At 65.4% G+C, this 19,849-nt stretch carries 9 protein-coding genes and 1 pseudogene; 5 read left to right on the top strand and 5 right to left on the bottom strand.

Features of this window, described 5'->3' with window-relative positions:
* Positions 1 to 631: 631 nt before the first annotated feature.
* The 4 genes from N6H00_RS08755 to N6H00_RS08740 all read right to left on the bottom strand — a co-directional run bounded on the left by N6H00_RS08755 (position 632) and on the right by N6H00_RS08740 (position 5,449).
* A complete protein-coding gene (locus N6H00_RS08755) occupies positions 632 to 1,180 on the bottom strand; it encodes a hypothetical protein (protein WP_268971017.1) in 549 nt (182 codons plus the stop codon).
* Positions 1,181 to 1,419: 239 nt separating this feature from the next.
* Positions 1,420 to 3,492, bottom strand: a complete 2,073-nt coding sequence (locus N6H00_RS08750) for a hypothetical protein (protein ID WP_268971016.1) — start codon at positions 3,490 to 3,492, stop codon at positions 1,420 to 1,422.
* Positions 3,489 to 4,571, bottom strand: coding sequence for a hypothetical protein (locus N6H00_RS08745; protein ID WP_268971015.1), 1,083 nt, complete (start codon positions 4,569 to 4,571; stop codon positions 3,489 to 3,491). Before N6H00_RS08745 ends, N6H00_RS08750 begins: the two co-directional genes overlap by 4 nt.
* 110 nt (positions 4,572 to 4,681) lie before the next feature.
* Complete coding sequence (locus N6H00_RS08740) at positions 4,682 to 5,449, bottom strand: Crp/Fnr family transcriptional regulator (RefSeq protein WP_268971014.1); 768 nt, start codon at positions 5,447 to 5,449, stop codon at positions 4,682 to 4,684.
* Between the two features lie 659 nt (positions 5,450 to 6,108).
* Between N6H00_RS08740 and N6H00_RS08735 the strand changes: the two genes are divergently transcribed.
* From N6H00_RS08735 to N6H00_RS08725, 3 genes are all read left to right on the top strand, one after another.
* The gene (locus N6H00_RS08735) at positions 6,109 to 6,558 is read left to right on the top strand and encodes a hypothetical protein (protein WP_268971013.1); all 450 of its coding nucleotides are present in this window, start codon (positions 6,109 to 6,111) and stop codon (positions 6,556 to 6,558) included.
* Positions 6,559 to 6,653: 95 nt separating this feature from the next.
* Entirely contained in the window at positions 6,654 to 7,028 is a 375-nt protein-coding gene (locus tag N6H00_RS08730; RefSeq protein ID WP_329618525.1) for a hypothetical protein, read from the top strand.
* Positions 7,029 to 7,265: 237 nt separating this feature from the next.
* Positions 7,266 to 7,547: a hypothetical protein gene (locus tag N6H00_RS08725; protein WP_268971012.1), complete on the top strand. Its 282-nt coding sequence runs from the start codon at positions 7,266 to 7,268 to the stop codon at positions 7,545 to 7,547.
* Between the two features lie 86 nt (positions 7,548 to 7,633).
* Here the strand turns inward: N6H00_RS08725 and N6H00_RS08720 are convergent.
* Positions 7,634 to 8,227 (bottom strand): annotated as a pseudogene (locus N6H00_RS08720) (integrase); the annotation flags it as partial.
* A 341-nt stretch (positions 8,228 to 8,568) separates the two neighbouring features.
* Between N6H00_RS08720 and N6H00_RS08715 the strand changes: the two are divergent.
* Positions 8,569 to 12,834, top strand: coding sequence for a LamG-like jellyroll fold domain-containing protein (locus tag N6H00_RS08715; RefSeq protein ID WP_443072916.1), 4,266 nt, complete (start codon positions 8,569 to 8,571; stop codon positions 12,832 to 12,834).
* A gap of 194 nt (positions 12,835 to 13,028) precedes the next feature.
* A complete protein-coding gene (locus N6H00_RS08710; RefSeq protein ID WP_268971011.1) occupies positions 13,029 to 19,844 on the top strand; it encodes a polymorphic toxin-type HINT domain-containing protein in 6,816 nt (2,271 codons plus the stop codon).
* Positions 19,845 to 19,849 lie beyond the last annotated feature (5 nt).

Here is a 19,849-nt window from a genome sequence, read left to right as displayed (position 1 = left end):
TGCTCATGGAACCACCCCCGCTGGCGCGGGGCCGACGCGGTCCAGCGCCGCCGCCTGCTGGCGCAGCGCGAACCACCCTGAAGGGTGTCATTGCTGCACTACGGCGGCTGACCTGGGGCTTTGCGATGGCCCGAATATGGGCCTGATCGTTGAACGTGGGTCTGCGATTGCTCTACCGGATCTTCTGCCGACTACTGGGCGGCCTCCTCTTGCTGGGCCGATCGACAGCCGCGAACAACGCTGAGGTCCTCGCGCTTCGCCATGAGGTGGCTGTGCTGCGTCGACAGGTCGAGCGGCCGCGGCATTCATGGGCCGATCGTGCCGTGCTCTCCGATCTCGCGCCGCACCTGCCATCCGCCTTACGCTGCCATCGACTGGTCACCCCTGGCACGCTGCTGGCCTGGCATCGCCGTCTGGTGCGCTGGAAGTGGCGCCAATCGCCGGTCAGGTCCGGTCGACCACCGTTGCCGGAAGAGACAGTCGCGCTCATCCAGCGCCTGGCAAGGGAGAATTCGTATACGTCATTCGTTGCCCCGGTGACCGGGGTGGCGCGCTCGCGAGGCGTCGCGGTATGGCCGGTACCCAGCATCTGGTGCTGCCGGGGACCGGCCGACCGGGACGGTGCGTGAGATCAAGGTGGTTCGGGTACAGGGACCAGGTCCTTATGCTGTTCTGCCTCTGCCTGTTCTGGGTCCGCCGACTCGGGCGCGAGAAGGTTCAGGACGGTCTCCAGAAGATCCATCGCGCGCATTCTTGTGTCTGGGTTGTGGAAAGCACCGAGCAGTTCCTCGACTCGGGCTCTCATCAGGGCGTTCTTGTCGCGCTGGCTGAAGGTCGTATCGGCATGCAGGGCATCGGTCACGAGTCGGAAGGCACCGATGACCGACTCCGTCTTGGTCTTCGGGTCTCCGGCTGAGAACTGCAGATCCGCGTACCTGTCGATCCACCACACCAGGCCGAGTCCGCCGTCGAGCAGGAGGTCGCGGAGCACTTCCAGGCGTGAGACGTGGGCTGCCTCCTCCACGCGGTGCCGTTCGGCGGCCTCGCTCCGGCGGCGGGCTGCCAGCAGTGTGTCCTCAGCGACAACCACCGTGACCCGGCCGGTCACGCGCAGCCTCTGATCGTCACAGATCTCTTCGCTGAGCATGCGGTTGACGGCTGTTTCTGCGGTGTCGGCCATGCGGATGGGATGTCTGCATAGGGCTTCCGTGGCACGGTCCGTCAGCAGTGACCGTGCCACGGCGTCGCCGTGGAGGAGCGGAGCCGGGTGTGATGACTCTGCTGTCCAGTCGTATGCGAAACGCACGTCGAAATAGAGACCGTGGTCCGCGCTGGGCAACTGGGCGGCGAAGGACCTACCGAAAGGCCGGGCCTCGTGCCTGGTGGGACCGGCGTCGCGCCGGCGGAAGAGGCGCGGTCTCATGCGGCGCTGTGAGCGCTGGACGCTGCCCGGCGGGCTGCCGTCTCCCTGACAACGTGGAAAAGCCTCGTACGCAGCTGGGCTCGGAACGGCGCCGTGCCAGCGATGAGTCTGTCGAGTTCGCCGCCCATCACATCGGCCTGGGCCGAGAAAATGACGGCGACGACTTCCTCCACGGCGTCTCCAGGCAGCTCACCGGTTTCGGCTGCGTCGCACCACTGACCGAGTACCTCCGCCGCCCGCTCGCGTAGTTGAGCACGGTGCCATGTGGCCTGCCAACCTTGACGGAGCAACTCTCGGACAGCCTCGCCGTGTTCCGCTTCTGCCATGAGGAGGAGGTGGACCGGTGACGTGGAGGATTCGCTGTCGTCCAGAGCGAATACGTCGAGGAAGGCGGTGCGGCTGAACTCCAGCTTCTCCAATGCGTTCTTCTCCGATGTTGTCCAGTCGACGAGCGTCTTCAGTACTCGCGCAGAGAGATCGGTGTCGCCCAGCAGGGACTTCAGCGTGGTCAGCGCTACCGTGCGTACCTTTTCGGCATCAGGTGTTCGTGCCTTCTTTTTCCAGGTGCTTTCCAGGACGTACTTCAGCCTGGTCAGGGCGACGCTGGTGTATTCACGAGCCAGCTTCCTTCTGCACACCTCTGCGACGGCCAACTGGCGTTCGGGCGTGTTGGTGCCCTGAGCCCATTGAGCGAGGACCTTACGGACTTCTGCTCCCAGAACGGGGTTGACCGCGAGTTGGTCCAGCACGTCGACCGCGAGCTGCGTGTAGCGGACACTGCCATTGCGCAGCCAGTCCTGCGTCAGGCCGAGAACAACGTCGGCGCCTTCGGACTCGGCCAGAGTCGTCAGGACCCCAGCCAGCCTGGGGAGGCAGGTGTCGGCGATGCCCTGTGGCTGGCTGATCGCTGAGAGCCAGCGGGTCAAGACGGGCACGAGTTGAGGCCGCTCCCGCCAGACGTGCCCGAGCAGAGCCCGGTCTATACCCGGGTGATGCTTCGTGATGGAGACGGTGCCGTCCGACGAATAGTCGAGTTCGGCGTCGGAGCAGCGTTGGCTGCCGCCCGCACCCCCCAGCGGACCGCCGTGCCGCACTGGCCAGTGGATCTCGGGGTCGGCCAGGAGGGCGTCAGCGGCGTCGAGGACGGTGCGGGCCCGGGCGCCGTCGAGGAAAGCGGCGGCAATCTGGAGAGCCCGCCGTTCCGGCGCCTCCTGGTCGGTGGAGCCGAACCAGTCGGTGAGCTTGTGCTTCCAGCCCATGAACCCATCGAGCGCATCCGTGTCCCCGGGGCCCTCCGCACGCAGGACGACATGGGCCAGGTGTACGGCCTGGGCAGGCGGCTCGTCTCCGTGCAGCAGACCAGCGAACACACTGGAGTCGTCCGTAAGCCATGAGGCACGCCCGGCACGCTCGTCATCGGCTTCGATCCGCCGACGGGCGACCTCTAGCGCGGAAGGCCGGCCCAACTCCATGATCCTGACCGGTGAGGTCCGGCTGTTCACGGCGGTGCTGTTCCAGACACGCGGAGTGGCGACGACGACCAGGAGGGTATCGGTGCTGTGGGCCCGCATGGCGTACTCGGCAAGCCGGTCGTGGAACTCCTTGTCGAGTGGCTCCTTGACCCCAGCAAGGTTCAGAAGATATCCGGTGTGGGAGTCGCAGGGGATGCGATCGACATCGGGCTTATCCCAGTCCGGGTACAACTCGAAGATTTCGCGGTCCTTGTCGCCCAAAGTCGCATCGAGCAGGTCCAGTGCCACAGTGCGGCGGCCGGAGGACTCCTTGCCCAGGAGTGCGAGGACGCTACCCCCGTTCGGGTCAGCAACAGGAAACGGCTCCGGTACCGGCCCACCGAACCGCATGGGCGGCGGGACGAACAGTGATTGGCGGAGGATGCGGCTGCGGTCGACAGAGCGTGGACGCAGCATGGCAAGGCCCGAGACGATGTTCTTGATGGTGACGTCGCGGCCCGCTACCACCAGATCCCTTTCCGCGGACGAGCGGTCGACCGAGATCCTCTGGACTGCTGTCCCTTCGAAGCCCTCGGGTTCATCACTATCGAATGTCACCGCTGTCCCCCCTTGTAGACGTTGGTGTCGCGGCCGCCCAGGATGAAGTCCCCCTTGGCTCGCACGTCGCGGACGCTGATGGCGTTGCGGGGGGCGCTGTCCGTACGCGCGGAGTCCGCTGCTTCAGCGAGGGCTCGCACTTCGTCGGCTGCTTCGCCGGAAAGTGCCGCGATGGGTGCCAGAGCGGTGGCGGCGCGGTCGGCGAACATAGCGGCGAGGCTGTCGTGCTGTTCCCCCTCCACAGTGGAGAGGCACCGGTCGAAGCCTTCGAACAGATCCAGAACTGTCGGCCTCTCCTCGGGCGCGTGGCGGTCGAGCAGCGCGGCGCACCGGTCCCGTACGAAAGACCAGGCGTCAGTGGCCATGGCGCCTACGACAGCACTACCGGCCAGCGCCGCGATCGCTTCGGGTGTGTTCATGCTGGGGTCCTCCCGCTTTCCGTCCGCCATGCCTGCCACTGGGCGACCGTTCAGGGCAAGGCCGTGGATCTCGGCCTTACTGTGTTCGGGGATCTGGATCCACCCGTATGCGGCGAACTCGTCGTGTTGCACGTGCACCTTGACGTACTGGTCCGGGTCCAACCCGTGGCTGTGATGTTGGACGACGTCCTGGTAGAGCCGGTCCGAGACGATGACGGCCAGGTCCGTGGTGCGGGTCCCGCTCAGCACGGACTTCAGCGGGGGTGCGTTCAGATATCGGGCGACGGCTATCGGTGCGGGGCCGCTGTGCCCGAGTGCTGCGGTCCTTGCCACCCCGATGTCCACGGCCAGCCGAAGCCTCATCGGCTGCTTACGTGGACGATGAGCGTTGCACTCCTTGAGGGCAACCGTAAGATTCCTGACGAACTCACCGAGCACAACCTGCTCCGGAGTGCCGACGGGCAGCACGGCGAACTCCTGGTCGCCCTGTGGCTGACGATTCCAGGAGAGCCTGTCCAGACTGCTCAGAGCCGCTGCCCTGTCGAGCACCCCGACGAGTTCGGCCTGCGTCCGCTCCTGCTGTGGGATGTCCAGCCTGCTGTACCGCTCTACGTCAGCAGCCAAGCAGAGATGGCGCGTGATGATGTCCTGTGATGCCATGCGACACCTGTCTGGTGAAGTGACGGGTTATGGACTCGCTGCCGCGAGCCGGGCATCAACTGTGCAAGCAGATCGTGGAGAACTTGGCGAAAACCCTATTAATACGGGTTCTAGGGATGGCGGGACGGAGGGTCGGGCAGGCCCGCGGTCCGACGAAGTCCCGGCAGGTCGAGTACCGTGATGCGGCGGTAACCGGTGGCGAGCAGCCTTTCTTGGCGCAGCTCTCTGAGCGCCTTGTGGACCGTGACCTCCGAGGAGCCGGTCAGCGCGGCCAGTTCCGGCTGACTCAGGGCGACACCGATGACGAGACTCCGGCGTACTGGATGGCCGTGCGACGCCGCGAGTTCCGACAGCACCCGTGCAAGACGTGCCTTGACAGGGAGCCCGCCGTACTCCACCCGGCGGCGGTTGGCCCACCGCAGCTTCTCGACGACCATGCCGGTGAGTGTGATTGCAGCGTCGGAATGGCAGTGGAGAAAGAGCTGCAGATCTTCACATTCCACGACGTTGGCTGAAATCTCCCCACATGCGGTGACAGTCGCCGATCTCGGAGCATCATCCAGGGCGGCCATCTCGCCCACGATGTCACCGCCGGCCCGGATGGCCAGAAGGGCCTCACGGCCGTTCTCCATCTGAGCGGTGACCTTAACGAACCCGGAGTGCAGCAAAATCACATACTGGGAACGGTCGCCCTCCTGGAGGAGGATTTCCTCCGGCGAGAAGTGACGGCGGGTCCCGAGCTGGAGAATGTCCGCCCGGATGTTCTCCTGCAGCCTGCCCAGAAAGCTGCGAATAGGCCAGCCACCGGGTAGCGGAGGGCGGGAACCAGCACGTTCGGGATCGCATTGGTAATTCGAGGCAGTGCCCTCTAGTGTCAAGATCACTCCCTCTGGACGCATGCCTGCCCAACGGTGATTCGCGTCTGCTGCAGTCTCAGCACAGCATCGCTGAGTGGCGCCAACAAGGGGGCACGCACTCAACACTCGGCGCATTTCATTGCTAGGCCGTGCGCCGTTCGCGCCCCTCGGGGGGCGCGGATCAGGTCGCGGGTTGCCATCGAGTAGGAGGCGTCGGCGATGAGGAGCAAGCAGTGGTGGTAGCGGCCCGACGGCCGCAACGCCGGTACACGCGACCTCGTTCAGGAGACTGAAAAGTCACCGTTCACCTCCGGTGGGGAGTTGCGTGACTCCACCGTGGCGGCGCCGATGCCTGGCGATCCGGGGCCCGGGTCTGCTCTTCGACAGGTTCGGCTTGTGCCTCGTACAGTTCGAGCACTTGTTGCCATGTACGTCGGGCTTGGTCGTTGTCATGGATGGCGTCGGTGTGGCCGAGGTGGTCGAGGGTGTCCGCTGGGGCACGGGTGGTTGGCGTAGACGCCTGCGAGGCGCTTCCGGTCGCCGCTGTACCACGCGTCGTCGATGCGCATCGCGTCGTAGTACGGGGGACCACACTGGCGGCGGCCACGCTGCGCCGGTCTCTGACAGGGGCAGGGATCCTCCGATGGTGATCACTCGGAAGCCTGACGTGCCTTCAGTTAATGCACGAACAGCAGAGCACACGCAATGAGTTCAGTGGCAACGCCAGAAATGTCGTGCAGGCGCAAAATATCCGGGAGGTGCGGTTCGGTGGAGATCCCATCAGTCCCGAGCCGCGGGAAACGCAGCGTCGTTGGGAGCAGCGGCAGCAGAGAATCATGGACGCCGAGGCCTTCCAAGCTGCGGAGGGCCAGCGTCGGGCCAGTCAATACGTGACCGTTGCTCGCTGGCGGCGACGTATTGCGGTCCCATTGATGCTGCTCGCAGGGGCTGCGGCCGTATGGGAGCAGATGCATGGGTGGGTGTTGCCTGGGCGTCAACAGTGGGGCGCACTCGCTGCGTTGCTGCTGGGCGCCGTCGCTGCAATCGGCTGGGCACGGTCCACATGGATCATCAGGAAGTGGGACGGAGGAAAGACGATCAAGGTCCCGCGATCCCGGTTGTACTGGTGAGCAGGCGCCGCCACTCGGGCGAGTGAAGTTGGCGCTCGGGTCGTCGAGCATCCGGGGGTACGGTGGCTGCTTCACCTGTTTGCAAAGGGGATTTGATGGAGGCGGAGTTGACGGCACTCGCTGCCGCAGGGGCTACGGCATTCGTTCAGCAGATGGCAGCAGACTCTTGGACGCAAGCTCGTGACCGCATCGTTTTGTTCTCACGTCGTGGCGGCGGTGAGGAAGACGTGATCGAGGGAGAACTAGAGACCTCGCGCGGAGAACTGGCGGCGGCAATAGAGGCCAGCGACGAGCAGACCGCCTTGGATGTCGAGGCGGAGTGGCGTACGCGACTGCGGCGCATTTTGTGGCTAACCCGGCTGCTGCGTCCGAAATGTGGGCGCTTCTGGACGAACTGGTACCTGATAGGACTGATCAACACGCCATGGACGTCCGCAACACCATCAGCGGGGGCGTGCAGCGCAGCGTAGTTCAAGCTGGAAATGTGGGTTCGCTTAGCTTCGGGGCACCTCCCGTTCAGAATTGAAGCGAAACCTTGGAGACATGGCTCACGGGGGCATGACCGGCTCGGCTGAGAGCGGTTTCCTGAGCCTGGTGCAGCTGTGATCGTCATGCAGCCGCAGCTTCCTTCGGCGCGGTGAGCAGGTGCCGCCCCTCATGCGCCGTCGAGTCATCAACGCGGTGTTGAGATGAATGCGAGGGGCAACATGTCGATTGGCAATCGTGTCATGCGCGAACTGGGCGACGTGATGAGAACCGGCGCAGGCCGTGTTCTCGACAATGAGTATGCCGACGGCTTCAACACGTCGGCCAACATCTGCGTGAGTGTTCTGTCGAACGCCATTGACGGATTGCTGGCAAAGATCAAGTCCGGGGACTACCTATCCGCCCAGGAGCAGGCGTTGCTCTCGCGGCTGACCGAACTGAAAGCCGAAATGGAAGAAGGTCTGCGGAACTTCTGGGAGTCAGAGCCCACCGGGGGCCAGTAACCGTCCGGCACCCTCCCCGCACGAGCAGGGCCCCGGCCCCATGTGGGGGCCGGGGCGCCGGTCAGACTGCCAAGTCGTATTCATCGCACGTACATCCGCATCCCCGACAGGGTGACTGTTTCCATGAAGTCGCAGGCCAGCAGGGCATCAGCCTGGCCACGAAGGAAGCTGGCCCAGGTACTGGAGTTCCGCTCGGGCGCCCGGTCGATGCCGGCCTCCTTCAAGATCTCCCAGACGGTGGACGCGCCCACCTTCACCCCCAGCACGAGCAGCTCGCCGTGCAGGCGTCTGTAACCCCAGCTCGGGTTCTCCTTCGCCAGCCGCAGCACCAGGATGCGGATCGAGCGCACGGTGCGCGGTCGTCCCGGGCGTTTGGGCCGGCAGGAGGAGATATGGCGGTGTGCGACGAGATCGCGGTGCCAACGCAGTACCGTGTCGGGGTGTACGAGCAGCCGTAACTGTCGCAGGACGTGCGGTGGCAGACGGTGCAGCAGCGCTGCCAGGTACGCCCGATCGCTGGGTGTGAACCGGATCTTGTCCTCGCCGAGTTGGCGTTCCAGCACGGTGATCTGGTGGCGCAGGGCGAGGATCTCCGCGTCCTTGTCCCGGTCGGTCATCGGCAGCAGGCGAAGCATCGCGAACGCGTTCGACACACCCAGGTAAGCCAGTCGCAGCAGCACGATCGATCATCATGACGCGCTGACGGCAGCTGCGCCAGAGCGTCGGACCGAGCGACCGCGGCCAAGATCTCGGGGACCCGAACAAGCGGTCCCACCAGGGCGGATGAGATTTCCGGCAAGGGCAGTGTCGAGTCGGCTTGAGGCAGTGGTTCCCTATCGGTGCCAGGTGTGGCGCACGTCACCGCGCGGCGATGTGGTTATTGCTCCAAATGTTGAGCGATGTTCTTTTTTGGCTACCTGGACTGGTGTGCGAGATGATGTCTACTCTCGCGTTCACGATTCCATCGAGAATTGTTCATAACTGAGCAAGGTCTGGGGAGGCCTTGTGGGGGGAGTCTGCTATGCCTTTGGGTATTCGGCGGTGTGCGCGCGTTTCCGGGGTGGCGTTGGTTACCTCGGTCATCTTGGGAGCGCTCCCGCACGCTGGTGCACACGGCGGCGACGTGCGCACCGCGCCGGTGGCCAAGGACGCGCGCGGTGTGAAGAGCGCGGTGAGCGAGGAACTGGCGCGTGCGGCTGCTGAGCGTGAGGGCAAGCCGGTGGAGATCACCTCACTGCGGGGTGAGAGCAGCGAGGTGTTCGCCACTCCTGACGGGAAGTTGGAAGCCAGGGAGCATTTGCGTCCTGTTCGAGCGCGCGTGGATGGTGAGTGGAAGGCCATCGACACCGTGCTGGTGAAGACCGGCGACGGGATGGTTGCGCCGAGGGCGACGACGGTGGACTTGAAGTTCTCCGGTGGCGGGAGTGTGCCGCTGGTGCGGATGACGAAGGCGGGGCGTGAGTTGGCGCTGTCCTGGCCGACGGATCTGCCGGCCCCGCGATTAGAGGGGGACACGGCCACCTATCCGGACGTCCTGCCGGATGTGGACCTGCGGATGGGAGCCCAGGAGGACGGGTTCACCCAGCTGTTGGTGGTGAAGTCGGCTGAAGCCGCGGCCAGTGAGGAACTGGCGGAGTTACGGCTGAAGCTCGACGCGGGTGGCCTGGACGTCCAGGAAACCGGCACCGGCGGGGTGGAGGCCACCGACAAGGGCGCGGGCGGCGCGGTGTTCGAAGCGCCCCAGCCCGTAATGTGGGATTCCAGTCCCGGTCCCGGTGCACAGGAGCCCGCCGGCACACGCGTAAAGGCCGCTGACGTATCCGAAGCCGACGATGGGGAAGAGCCGGCCGCGGGTGAGTCGGGGAAGCTGGCCCCGGTGGGGGTGGAGGTGCCGGCGGCGCAGGATGAGCTGGTGCTGAAGCCGGATGCCGATGTGCTGAAGGGCGCTGGCACGGTGTATCCGGTGTTCATCGACCCTCAGTGGTACTCGCCGAAGGCGTCGGCGTGGACGATGGCGTCGAAGTACTGGGCGTCGTCACCGCAGTGGAAGTTCAACGGTGACTCCGACGGCGGGATGGGCTACTGCGGCTGGGCGTACTGCCAGCCGCAGGACACCAAGCGCCTCTTCTACCGGATACCGACATCGCGGTTCGCGGGTAAGTCGGTGCTGTCGGCGGAGTTCGTGGTGCGGAACACGTGGTCCGCGTCGTGTGACGCGCGAGGTGTGCAGCTGTGGCGCACTAAGGGGATCTCCTCCTCGACGACGTGGAACTCGCAGAACGCGGATGGCTTCTGGATCGATCATCTGAAGACGGAGTCGTTCGCTTACGGCTATGAGGGCTGTGCGGCGAAGGACGCGGAGTTCTCCGTGCGGTCCGCGGTGCAGGAGGCCGCGGACAAGAAGTGGTCGACGATGACGTTCGGCCTGCAGGCGTCCAGCGAGAGTGACCGGTATGGGTGGAAGCGGTTCTCGGATGACGCGTATCTGCGGGTGAAGTACAACCGCCCGCCCGGACAGGTCAGGATGTCGCAGCTGACTATGGAGTACGGGGGCACCTGCAAGAAGCCGGGGGACGCGGCGCGGGTGCGCACCCTGGGCAAGGTCTACGCCAACAACGTCACCGACCCGGACCGCGACAGCGTCGCGGTGCAGTTCCAGGCGAAGTGGGACGCGGGCGACGGCAAGGGGCTGATCGCGCGCTGGAAACCGGCCTTGTCGTCGTCGAAGAGGTCGGGCTCGGATTTCGCGATCGCGTTGCCGTCCTCGATTCCGGCGAACAAGACCGTGCACTGGTATGTCCGCTCCTACGACGGTGCGCAGTATTCGCCGTGGTCGTACGCGGGAGGGGCGACGGGGTGTTATTTCGTCTACGACACCTCGGTGCCGAAGGCACCCGCGGTCGCGTCGGGCGAGTATCCGGCGTCGGACCCGGAGGATCTTGAGGACCCGTGGCTGGACGGGGTGGGCCAGTACGGCACGTTCGAACTGGACTCGTCTTCCACTGATGTGACGCGGTACCGGTGGGGTTTCAACGGCGATCCGGTGTCGGCGAACCAGGTGTCCACCTCCGCCGGTGCGGCCCGGTCGGTCAAGGTGCTCCCGGCGAAGCCGGGCCTGAACTTCGTCACCGCCCAGGCGTTCGACGGGGCGGGGAACGGATCGGAGATCCGCACCTACCAGTTCCGGGTGAAGGCCGGGCAGCCGGAGCGGGCGACGTGGCAACTGGACGAGAAGCCCGGCGCCGCCCAGGCGGACGGTTCGACGCCACCGCGTACGCTCGCTCTGCACGGTGGTGCCGCCACCGGGGCGGAGGGCGTTGTCGGCACGGGCCTGTCGCTGAACGGCACGGACAGCTATGCGTCCACCGACCTGTCCGTGGTCGATAGCACTCGCGGGTTCTCGGTATCGGCGTGGGTGAAGCTGTCGGAGGTGCCCGACCACGCGGCGATGGTGGCCTCCCAGGTCGGCAACCAGACCGCCGGCTTCGAGCTGTACTACTCCGCCTCGTACGACCGGTGGGTGTTCAACTCCTTCGCCGATGACGAGCCCGGCGCGACGATCGTGCGGGCGATGGCCGGCACACCGGGCGGGGTGAAGGCCGGGGTGTGGACCCATCTGGTCGGCGCGTACGACGGTGTGGACAAGAAGCTGCAGCTGTTCGTCAACGGCAAGCTGACGGGCACGGCCTCCCACGACATCGACTGGAACGCCCGTCGGGGCCTGATGATAGGCGCGGGCGCGTCCGGCGGAAATGCGAAGGACTTCTTCCCCGGCACGATCGACGAGACGCAGCTCTTCGACAAGCCCGTCGCCCAGGACGAGGTCGACACGCTCTACGCCCACCAGACCGTCGGTGACCCTGGTCGCCCGGCGGTTGCGGTCTTCCACCTCGATGAGGAAGCCGGCGCCACCGACATCAAGGGACACGGCGGAGTCATCCCCGCGAAGTACGTGGGCGGCGTCACCACGGGAGCGGCCGGAGTTGCGGGCAAGGCCACTCGGTTCAACGGCACGGACGGATACGCGAAGATCGGCCAGGAGCGCGCTCCGCACGTCAATACCTCGCGCAGCTTCACGGTCTCGGCCTGGGCCAAGCTGGACAAGAAGCCGGACGGCGCCGCGATCATCACAGCCCAGGCCGGGGAATACGCCCCAGGCTTCGAGCTGTACTACTCCAAGGCCTACGACCGGTGGGCGGTCAACCAGTACTCCGCCGACACCGCCGACGCGACACCGATCCGGGCCATGCAACCGGACGGGACGCAGGCGCGAGCCGGGGAGTGGGCGCATCTGGTCGGAGTGCACGACACGGTGGCCAACGTCCTCACGCTGTACCTCAACGGGGCCAAGGCCGGATCGACTGAACTGGCCGGTGCGTTCTATGCGGATCAGTCGATGTACATAGGCGCCGGCTCCTACGGCGGACGGGTCGACAACCACTTCCCGGGCATGATCGACGATGTGCGGCTGTTCGACCGCCCGGTCTCGGCCACCGAGGCGCAGCAGTTGTTCAAGCAGCGTGCGCTGGTCAAGGGACGCTGGACATTCCAGCAGCCGGCCGGTTCGCCACCGACCACACCGGACGCCTCTGCATCCGGCAACGACATGACGCTCAACGGCGGCGCACAGGTCGGAGCGGGCTGGGTCGACGGTGGCCTCTTGCTCGACGGTATCGACGACTACGCCGCGACATCCGCAGTGCCGGTGGACACGAGCGCGAGTTTCACAGTGACAGCATGGGCACAAGCCGCGGCCGTACCGAAGGACGAAGCGGCGCTGCTCAGCGCACCGGGCGCGCAGCAGAATGCCTTTGCGGTGCGGTATGTACCGAGCCCGACTCCGGACACCGACCCGGGCCGGTGGCGGGTTTCCATGGCGAACGAGGACAGCAAGGACGCCACGGTCACGCAGGTCGAGAACGGACAGTTCTACAGTCCAGCCGACTGGACACACCTGGCGCTGGTGTACGACGGATTCGCCAAGCAACTCACGTTGTATGTAAATGGCGAGTTGGAAGAGACCGTCTGCGCGGACGTCGACGGCAACGGCGACGCGGACGACACGGCTTGCAGTGACCGGATGTCGTGGTCGGAGAACGCGCTGTCCTTCAGGGCAACGCAACCGCTCCAACTCGGCCGCGCCAAGACGGGTACCACCTGGGGGGAGTACTGGCCCGGCGCCGTCTCCGACGTGTGGGCCTTTCAAGGGGCACTCAGCGACGCACAGGTATCGCAGCTCGCGGCCGGTACACCGGATATGGCCACGGACGTTCCCGGCGGCGACTGACCTTCGCCAAGAGTGGCCGAGTGTTCCCCGGACCATCAGGCATTGCGGCTCCCACGTACCAGCTTCTGCCTCACCGCACGGCGTATTCGTCCGGCGGTGCTCACAGTGAGGGATGAAGGACAGGGATGAACGGCAGATCGAGCAGGCGGTTACGGACTCTCCGGCCTCGTGTCGCGTTGGCCTCGGCTGTGATCATGATCGCGGCTCTGCTTCAGGGTGTGGTCCAGCCCGCCGTTGCCGATGACACCGGCAAGGGCCGCCCTGGCCTTCCCAGCGCGGAGAAGCCGGTGCCCGGAACGATCGCCATGGTCAAACCACGTACCGTCATGAAGGGGCCGCCGACCCCCCAGGCCGCCCCTCGTGCCACATGGCCAAATGCGGCATCAACAGTGGTCACGCTCCCCGCAGCCGGTGCGAAGGCCGGGGTGTCGCCGGTACGGGCCCCAGGTCTGCCCCTTGCACTAGCTGCGGCTGCGGATACACGGAGAGGCGCAGAAGCAGCCCCGGATCACGTCGCGGTCAGCGTGGTGGGACGCAAGGCGGCGCATAACGCGGGCGTCGACGGTCTGCTGTTCACTTTGCAGCCGAAGGCAGACGACAAGAAGGTGAAGCAAGCCGGACCGAGCCGGGTGCGGGCCCGCGTCGACTACTCCGCATTCGCCGGGGCATACGGTGGCAACTACGCCTCTCGGCTCACCCTGGTCGAGTTGCCAGCCTGCGTCCTGACCACCCCTGACCGGCAACAGTGCAGCACAGCCAAGCCCGTCGAAACCGTCAACGACGCTGAGCAGCAGATCCTCACCAGTCCCGAGCTGGCTCTGCGCGCGGACGAGCCCACGGTGCTGGCGGCCGTGGCTGAAGAGGGCGGGGAGAAGGGCGATTACAAGGCCACTTCCCTCTCGCCGTCGGCAGCGTGGAACACCAACCTCAATACCGGGGACTTCACCTGGTCGTACGGCATGTCCGTTCCGGAGGTGCCGGGTGGTCTGTCGCCGGCTGTGGGCCTTTCGTACTCCTCGGGTGGTGTCGACGGCCGTACCGCGAACACCAACAACCAGTCGTCCTGGGTGGGCGACGGCTTCGACCTCTGGCCGGGCTTCATCGAGCGCCGCTACAAGCCGTGCGCGGACGACGGAGTGAAGAACGCGGACGGAAGTAAACCAGGCGACCTGTGCTGGGCCTACGACAACGCCTTCATGTCCTTCAACGGCAAGGGCGGGGAACTGGTACCGAACGGGACCGATTCCTGGAAACTGAAGAGCGACGACGGCACGAAGATCGACCGGCTCCACGGTTCGGACACCAACGTGCGCGACAACGGCGCACGGAACGACGAGTACTGGCGGGTCACCACGCCCGAGGGGACGCGCTACTACTTCGGCTACAACCGGCTGCCGGGATGGGCCGACGGCAAGGAAACCACCGACTCCACCTGGACGGTTCCTGTCTTCGGGAACGGCTCCGGCGAACCGTGTCATGGGGCGACGTTCGCCGACTCCTGGTGTCAACAGGCATGGCGATGGAATCTCGACTATGTCGTCGACCCACATGGGAACGCCATCGCCTATTACTACGACAAGGAGACCAACTCCTACGGCCGGAACCTCAAAGCCAAGGACAACACCCGCTATGTCCGCGGCGGCGAGCTGGACCGGATCGAATACGGACTGCGGTCGTCGTCGATGTACGGCACTAAAGCCTTGGCGAAGGTCGACTTCACCAGCAGCGAGCGCTGCCTGCCCGACGCACAGACGGACTGCGCAGCCATCGACAAGGACGCCTTCTATTGGTACGACACCCCTTGGGATCTGAACTGCACAGCGGATGAGGACTGCGACGAGGGCCGCCTCTCCCCGGTCTTCTTTACCCGCAAGCGCCTGACGCAGATCACCACGCAGGTCCTTGACGCCGGTATGTATCAGAGCGTCGACTCATGGAAGCTGGAACACCGGTGGGGCAAGGCTGACACCGACTACCAGCTGGAGCTCGAGTCCATCCAGCGCACCGGACACAGCGCTGACCCGGCCATCACACTGCCGAAGACCACCTTCGCCTACACCCAGCTGGCCAATCGACTTGACAAGACCGGCGATGGCTACGCGCCCTTCATCAAGGACCGCCTCTCGACCGTCGCCGACGAATCCGGTGGCCAGATCGACGTCGATTACTCCGTGGAGGCCTGCGACTGGGACGCCCTGCCGACCCCGCAGACCAACACCACCCGGTGCTTCCCGCAATACATCGGTGGCAGCACGAGCGACGACCCCGAGCGGCAGTGGTTCAACAAGTACGTGGTCACCTCTGTGACCACCACCGACCGCACGGGCGGCGCCCCTGACCAGGTCACCGCCTACGACTACAAGGGCGGCGCGGCCTGGCACTTCGACGATGACGACGGGCTGACCAAGGAGAAGTTCAAGACCTGGTCACAGTGGCGCGGCTATGGCCAGGTACGGGTACAGACCGGTGGCCAGGGCGGGGCGGCCGTGATGAAGTCGCAGCAGGACACGTACTTCCTGCGCGGCATGGACGGCGACCGCAAGGACACCAGCGGCGGCACCAAGAGCGTCAGCGTCTCTCTGGAGGACGGCGAGGGTGACCCGATCACCGACCATCCCTCGGCGGCCGGGTTCATTTACAAGACCGTCAGCTACTCCGGTCCGGGCGGCAAGGTCCTGGCCAAGACAGTGAACCGTCCCTGGTACCACGAGACCGCCATGAAGGTCCGGGACTGGGGCACGGTCACTGCCAACTTCACCGGAACCGCCCACAGCAAAACCTTCACTTCCCTGGACGACGGAGCCGGAGGAAAGTGGCGGACCGTGTCGGGTGCCACCAGCTACGACACGGTCGCCGGCCGCGTCACCCAGGTCGACGACTTCGGCGACAACGACACCGCCACCGACAACACATGCACCCGCACCACCTACGCCACCAACACCGACAAGAACATCCTCACCCTCCCCGCACGGGTGGAGACAGTCGCCCAGGCATGTGACGCTGCCGTCAGCCGACCGGACGACGTCATCTCCGACACGCGCACGGCCTACGACAGCGGAGCCTACGGCGCGGCCCCGACCACAGGAGATACCACCGGGACGGCGGTGCTGAAGAAGTACGACGGCACCACTGCGGTCTACACGGAGTCCGGGTCCACTTACGACTCGTACGGACGCGTCCTGACCAACACCGACCTGACGGCCGATATCACCGTCACCGCGGCCGGCGCGCTCCAGCGGACCGCCCGGACCGACGGCCGCACCACCACAACCGCCTATACCCCCGCCACGGGTATCCCCACCACGGCGAAGGTGACGTCGCCACCCGCCAAGGCAGGCGACGCGAGCACCGCACAGACAACCACCACCACGCGCGATGTGTTACGTGGTCTGCCCCTGAAGCAGACCGACACCAACGACAAGACCACCAGCTACGCCTACGACGCGCTGGGCCGTTCCACCAAGGTGTGGCTGGCGGACCGGCTCACCGGCCAGACCCCCACCTACGAGTTCACCTACCACGTCGGCGAGAACCAGCCCGTCGCCGTCGGCACCAAGACATTGGGTAACAACGGCGCGCAGCGCACCTCCTACACCCTCTATGACGGCCTCCTGCGCGAGCGGCAGACACAAGCCCCCGGCCCGGACGGTGGCCGACTGCTCACGGATGTCTTCTATGACGAGCGTGGCCTGAAGTCCAAGGATTTCGCCACGTACTACACGGACGGCAAACCAGCGACCGCACTCTTCAAGCCCGAGGACGCGCTGAGCGTCGAGACGCAGAACCGCTACGCCTACGACGGCCTGGGCCGACAGACCGAGGCACGGCAGATCGCCGGAAATGGCGACGGCGGCAGCGTCCTGGGCGTGACCAAGACCATCTACGGCGGTGACCGCACCACTGTCATCCCACCCGTAGGCGGCACCGCCACCACCACCCTCACCGACGCCCGCGGCCAGACCACTGAACTGCGCCAGCACCACCAGCGCACCGCCGACGCCGCCTACGACACCACCACCTACACCTACACACCCCGCGGCGAGCTCAAGAAGGTCACCGACCCCGCCAAGAACAGCTGGACCTACGCCTACGACCTGCTTGGCCGCCTTACCAAAGCCACTGATCCGGACAAAGGCACCAGCACGAGTGTTTACGACGACCGTGGTCAGCTGACCTCCACAACGGACGCGCGTGACACCACCCTGGCCTATGTCTACGACGGCCTCGGCCGCCGGACCGAACTCCACAAGGACTCACCCGGCGGTGAGCTGCGGGCGAAGTGGGTGTACGACACTGTCCGCGAAGCCAAGGGATACCTGGCTGAATCCACCCGCTACCAGGGAAGTCAGGCCTACACCTCCAAGGTCGTCGCCTACGACCGCCTGTACCGCCCGCTTCGCTCCTCCGTCACCATCCCCGCCTCCGAAGGAGCACTGCAGGGGACCTATCTGTCCACGACCTCCTACAAGGTCTCCGGCCTCGTCGAAGGTACTGGCTACCCCAAGGCCGGAGCGCTGCCGGCAACAACGGTCGTCTCCACCTATGAAGACGAAACGCTGCGTCCCGTCGCGATCGACGGCAGCCAGGGCCTGAAGTCGACGATCAATTACAGCCTCACCGGCAAACCCCTGCAATACGAACTGTCGCATAACGGCGGCAAGAAGACGTGGGCCACGAACACCTATGAGTGGGGCACGCAGCGCCTTGCCACCGCCCGCGTCGACCGGCAGGACATCGCAGGCGTCGATCAATTCAACAGTCTGCGCTACGACGAAGCAGGCAACGTCCTGTCCGTGTCGGACGTATCCCGCTCCGGCACCGACAACCAGTGCTTCACCTACGACTACCTGCGGCGCCTGACCGAGGCATGGACCCAAGGCGACACCAACTGCGCCGCTGCACCGAGCGGCAGCGTGCTGGGCGGTCCGGCCGCGTACTGGCACTCCTACACATACGATCAGGTCGGCAATCGCCGCACCGAAACCCTCCACAACCCCACAGGCGACGCGAAGAAGGACACCAAGCGCACCTACGGCTACCCCGAGCCGGGTGGCGCCCAGCCGCACACCCTCACCTCTGTCGAGGCAACTGGCCCCAACGGCACCTCGCAGGAGTCCTTCGGGTACGACAAGGCGGGAAACGCCACCACCCGCACTCTCGGCGGCGACACCGGGACGCTGGCATGGGACGTAGAGGGTCACCTGGCCAAGGCGACTGAGCCGGTCGAGGGCGGCAGCGACAAGGTCACCGAGTACCTCTACGACGCCGACGGCAACCGCCTGATAGGCCGCGGCGCCACCGAGACCACCCTCTACCTCGGCAATACCGAGATCACCCTGCCCAAGGGATCCACCACACCGAAGGCAACCCGCTACATCGACCTCGGCGGCGGCAACCAGGCCGTCCAGGAAGACGACGGCACCGTCTCCCTCACCCTCGCCGACCACCACGGCACCGCACAACTCGCCATCGATACCGCCACCCAGAAGCTCACCCAGCGCCGCACCCTGCCGTTCGGCGATGTACGCGGCACCCAGCCCACCGACTGGCCCGGCACCAAGGGCTTCGTCGGCGGAACCGACGACACCAAGACCACCGGCTTCACCCACCTGGGGGCCCGCGAATACGACCCCACCATCGGACGATTCCTATCGGTCGATCCCGTCATGGAGCCGGGCGACACCCAGCAGATGCAGGGGTACGCCTATGCCAACAACAACCCGCTCACCTTCAGCGACCCGACAGGACTCTGCGAAGACCCCGGAAACGGTCACTGCATGCCGACCAACGGTGGGAACGCAGGCCACGGCGCCCCACCCGAAAACCACTACCCCAGCGGCGGAAGCAGTAGCGCGGGTGCGGCCGCGACGGCCGACTACCGCTGCGGCTACGTATGCCATAACGGCAAGCTCACCACCGGGTACGGCTCACGTGTCGATTACCTGGTTCAGGACCATATAACGAGGCGGGAGAATCTGCCCGACCCCTGGTGGCTCAAGGTAGCAAAAACCAGCTTCAAGGAGCTCAACCCGCTCGCTGCCGTAGGAACGTGCTACGCCACATGGGACCTGGGACCCTGCACCCAGGCTGCCATCGACATGACTGGCTACAACAAGGCGAAACTTGCCGCTCGTGGGGCCAGAAAAGCGGCAGAAGAAGGAGTCGAGGCGTGGAGGGGGCGCGATAAGGAATCGGCCGAGCAACCTGCGGGGCGGGCGTCGGAGTCCGCATGTCACAGCTTCGTTCCAGGCACTGACGTCCTCCTCGCCGACGGCTCTGCCAAACCCATCGAAGACGTTGAAACCGGGGACAAGGTAAAAGTCACCGACCCTGACACCGGCAAGACCACTGCACGCAAAGTCATCGGCACTATCGTCACCGAAGAAGACAAGCAGTTCGTCGATCTCTCAATCACCACTGGTGATGCTGAGAAGAGCGCGGCCCTCATCTCCACAGTCACGCATCCCTTCTGGGTAGAGAGCGAGGATCGCTGGGTCGACGCCGGAGACCTGAAGCCTGGCATGACCCTCCGAACTTCGAACGGTGACACGGCAAAGGTTCAGAGTGTTCGCTACTTCGAACGCCGCCAACGCACCCATGACCTCACCGTCAGCGGCATCCACACGTACTATGTACTCGCCGGTATGACGCCGATCTTGGTTCATAACTGCAATATCGACGTCGATGTAGCATCGCAGTCTGGCGCCAAGATTGATCCTTCTGACAAGCGGGGTGAGTACACGCTTGCTGGTCGTGCGCTGGCAAAGCATGCGGGGAGGAATGGAAATCCGAATGGCTGGCCTCTTCCCGCCGGGAAGCAAAATCCGGCTGGCTGGAACGCGGCGGGCCAGGACATGCTCGACGAGATCCTGACGAACTCGGGTTCGGTCTCGTCTCCAGGCTACGGCCGTATTGGTGGCCAATGGCAGGACACGGTGGATATCCGGTTGCCAAGCGGACTGGGCGCGAGGTTCTCCCAGTCAGGGGCCTTCTCCGGGTTCCTCGACTGACAGGA

Source organism: Streptomyces sp. S465, assembly GCF_026898115.1.
GTDB lineage: Bacteria > Actinomycetota > Actinomycetes > Streptomycetales > Streptomycetaceae > Streptomyces > Streptomyces luomodiensis.
Note: the sequence above shows the minus strand (reverse complement) of the source record. Positions and strands in the feature narration are given on the sequence as shown.

What these genes read in the sequence shown, in the direction of transcription:
- N6H00_RS08755 (WP_268971017.1), bottom strand. Translation starts at nt 1,180, where the DNA reads ATGGCCGACACCGCAGAAACAGCCGTCAACCGCATGCTCAGCGAAGAG.
- N6H00_RS08735 (WP_268971013.1), top strand. Translation starts at nt 6,109, where the DNA reads ATGCACGAACAGCAGAGCACACGCAATGAGTTCAGTGGCAACGCCAGA.
- N6H00_RS08715 (WP_443072916.1), top strand. Translation starts at nt 8,569, where the DNA reads ATGCCTTTGGGTATTCGGCGGTGTGCGCGCGTTTCCGGGGTGGCGTTG.
- N6H00_RS08730 (WP_329618525.1), top strand. Translation starts at nt 6,654, where the DNA reads ATGGAGGCGGAGTTGACGGCACTCGCTGCCGCAGGGGCTACGGCATTC.
- N6H00_RS08745 (WP_268971015.1), bottom strand. Translation starts at nt 4,571, where the DNA reads ATGGCATCACAGGACATCATCACGCGCCATCTCTGCTTGGCTGCTGAC.
- N6H00_RS08710 (WP_268971011.1), top strand. Translation starts at nt 13,029, where the DNA reads ATGATCGCGGCTCTGCTTCAGGGTGTGGTCCAGCCCGCCGTTGCCGAT.
- N6H00_RS08725 (WP_268971012.1), top strand. Translation starts at nt 7,266, where the DNA reads ATGTCGATTGGCAATCGTGTCATGCGCGAACTGGGCGACGTGATGAGA.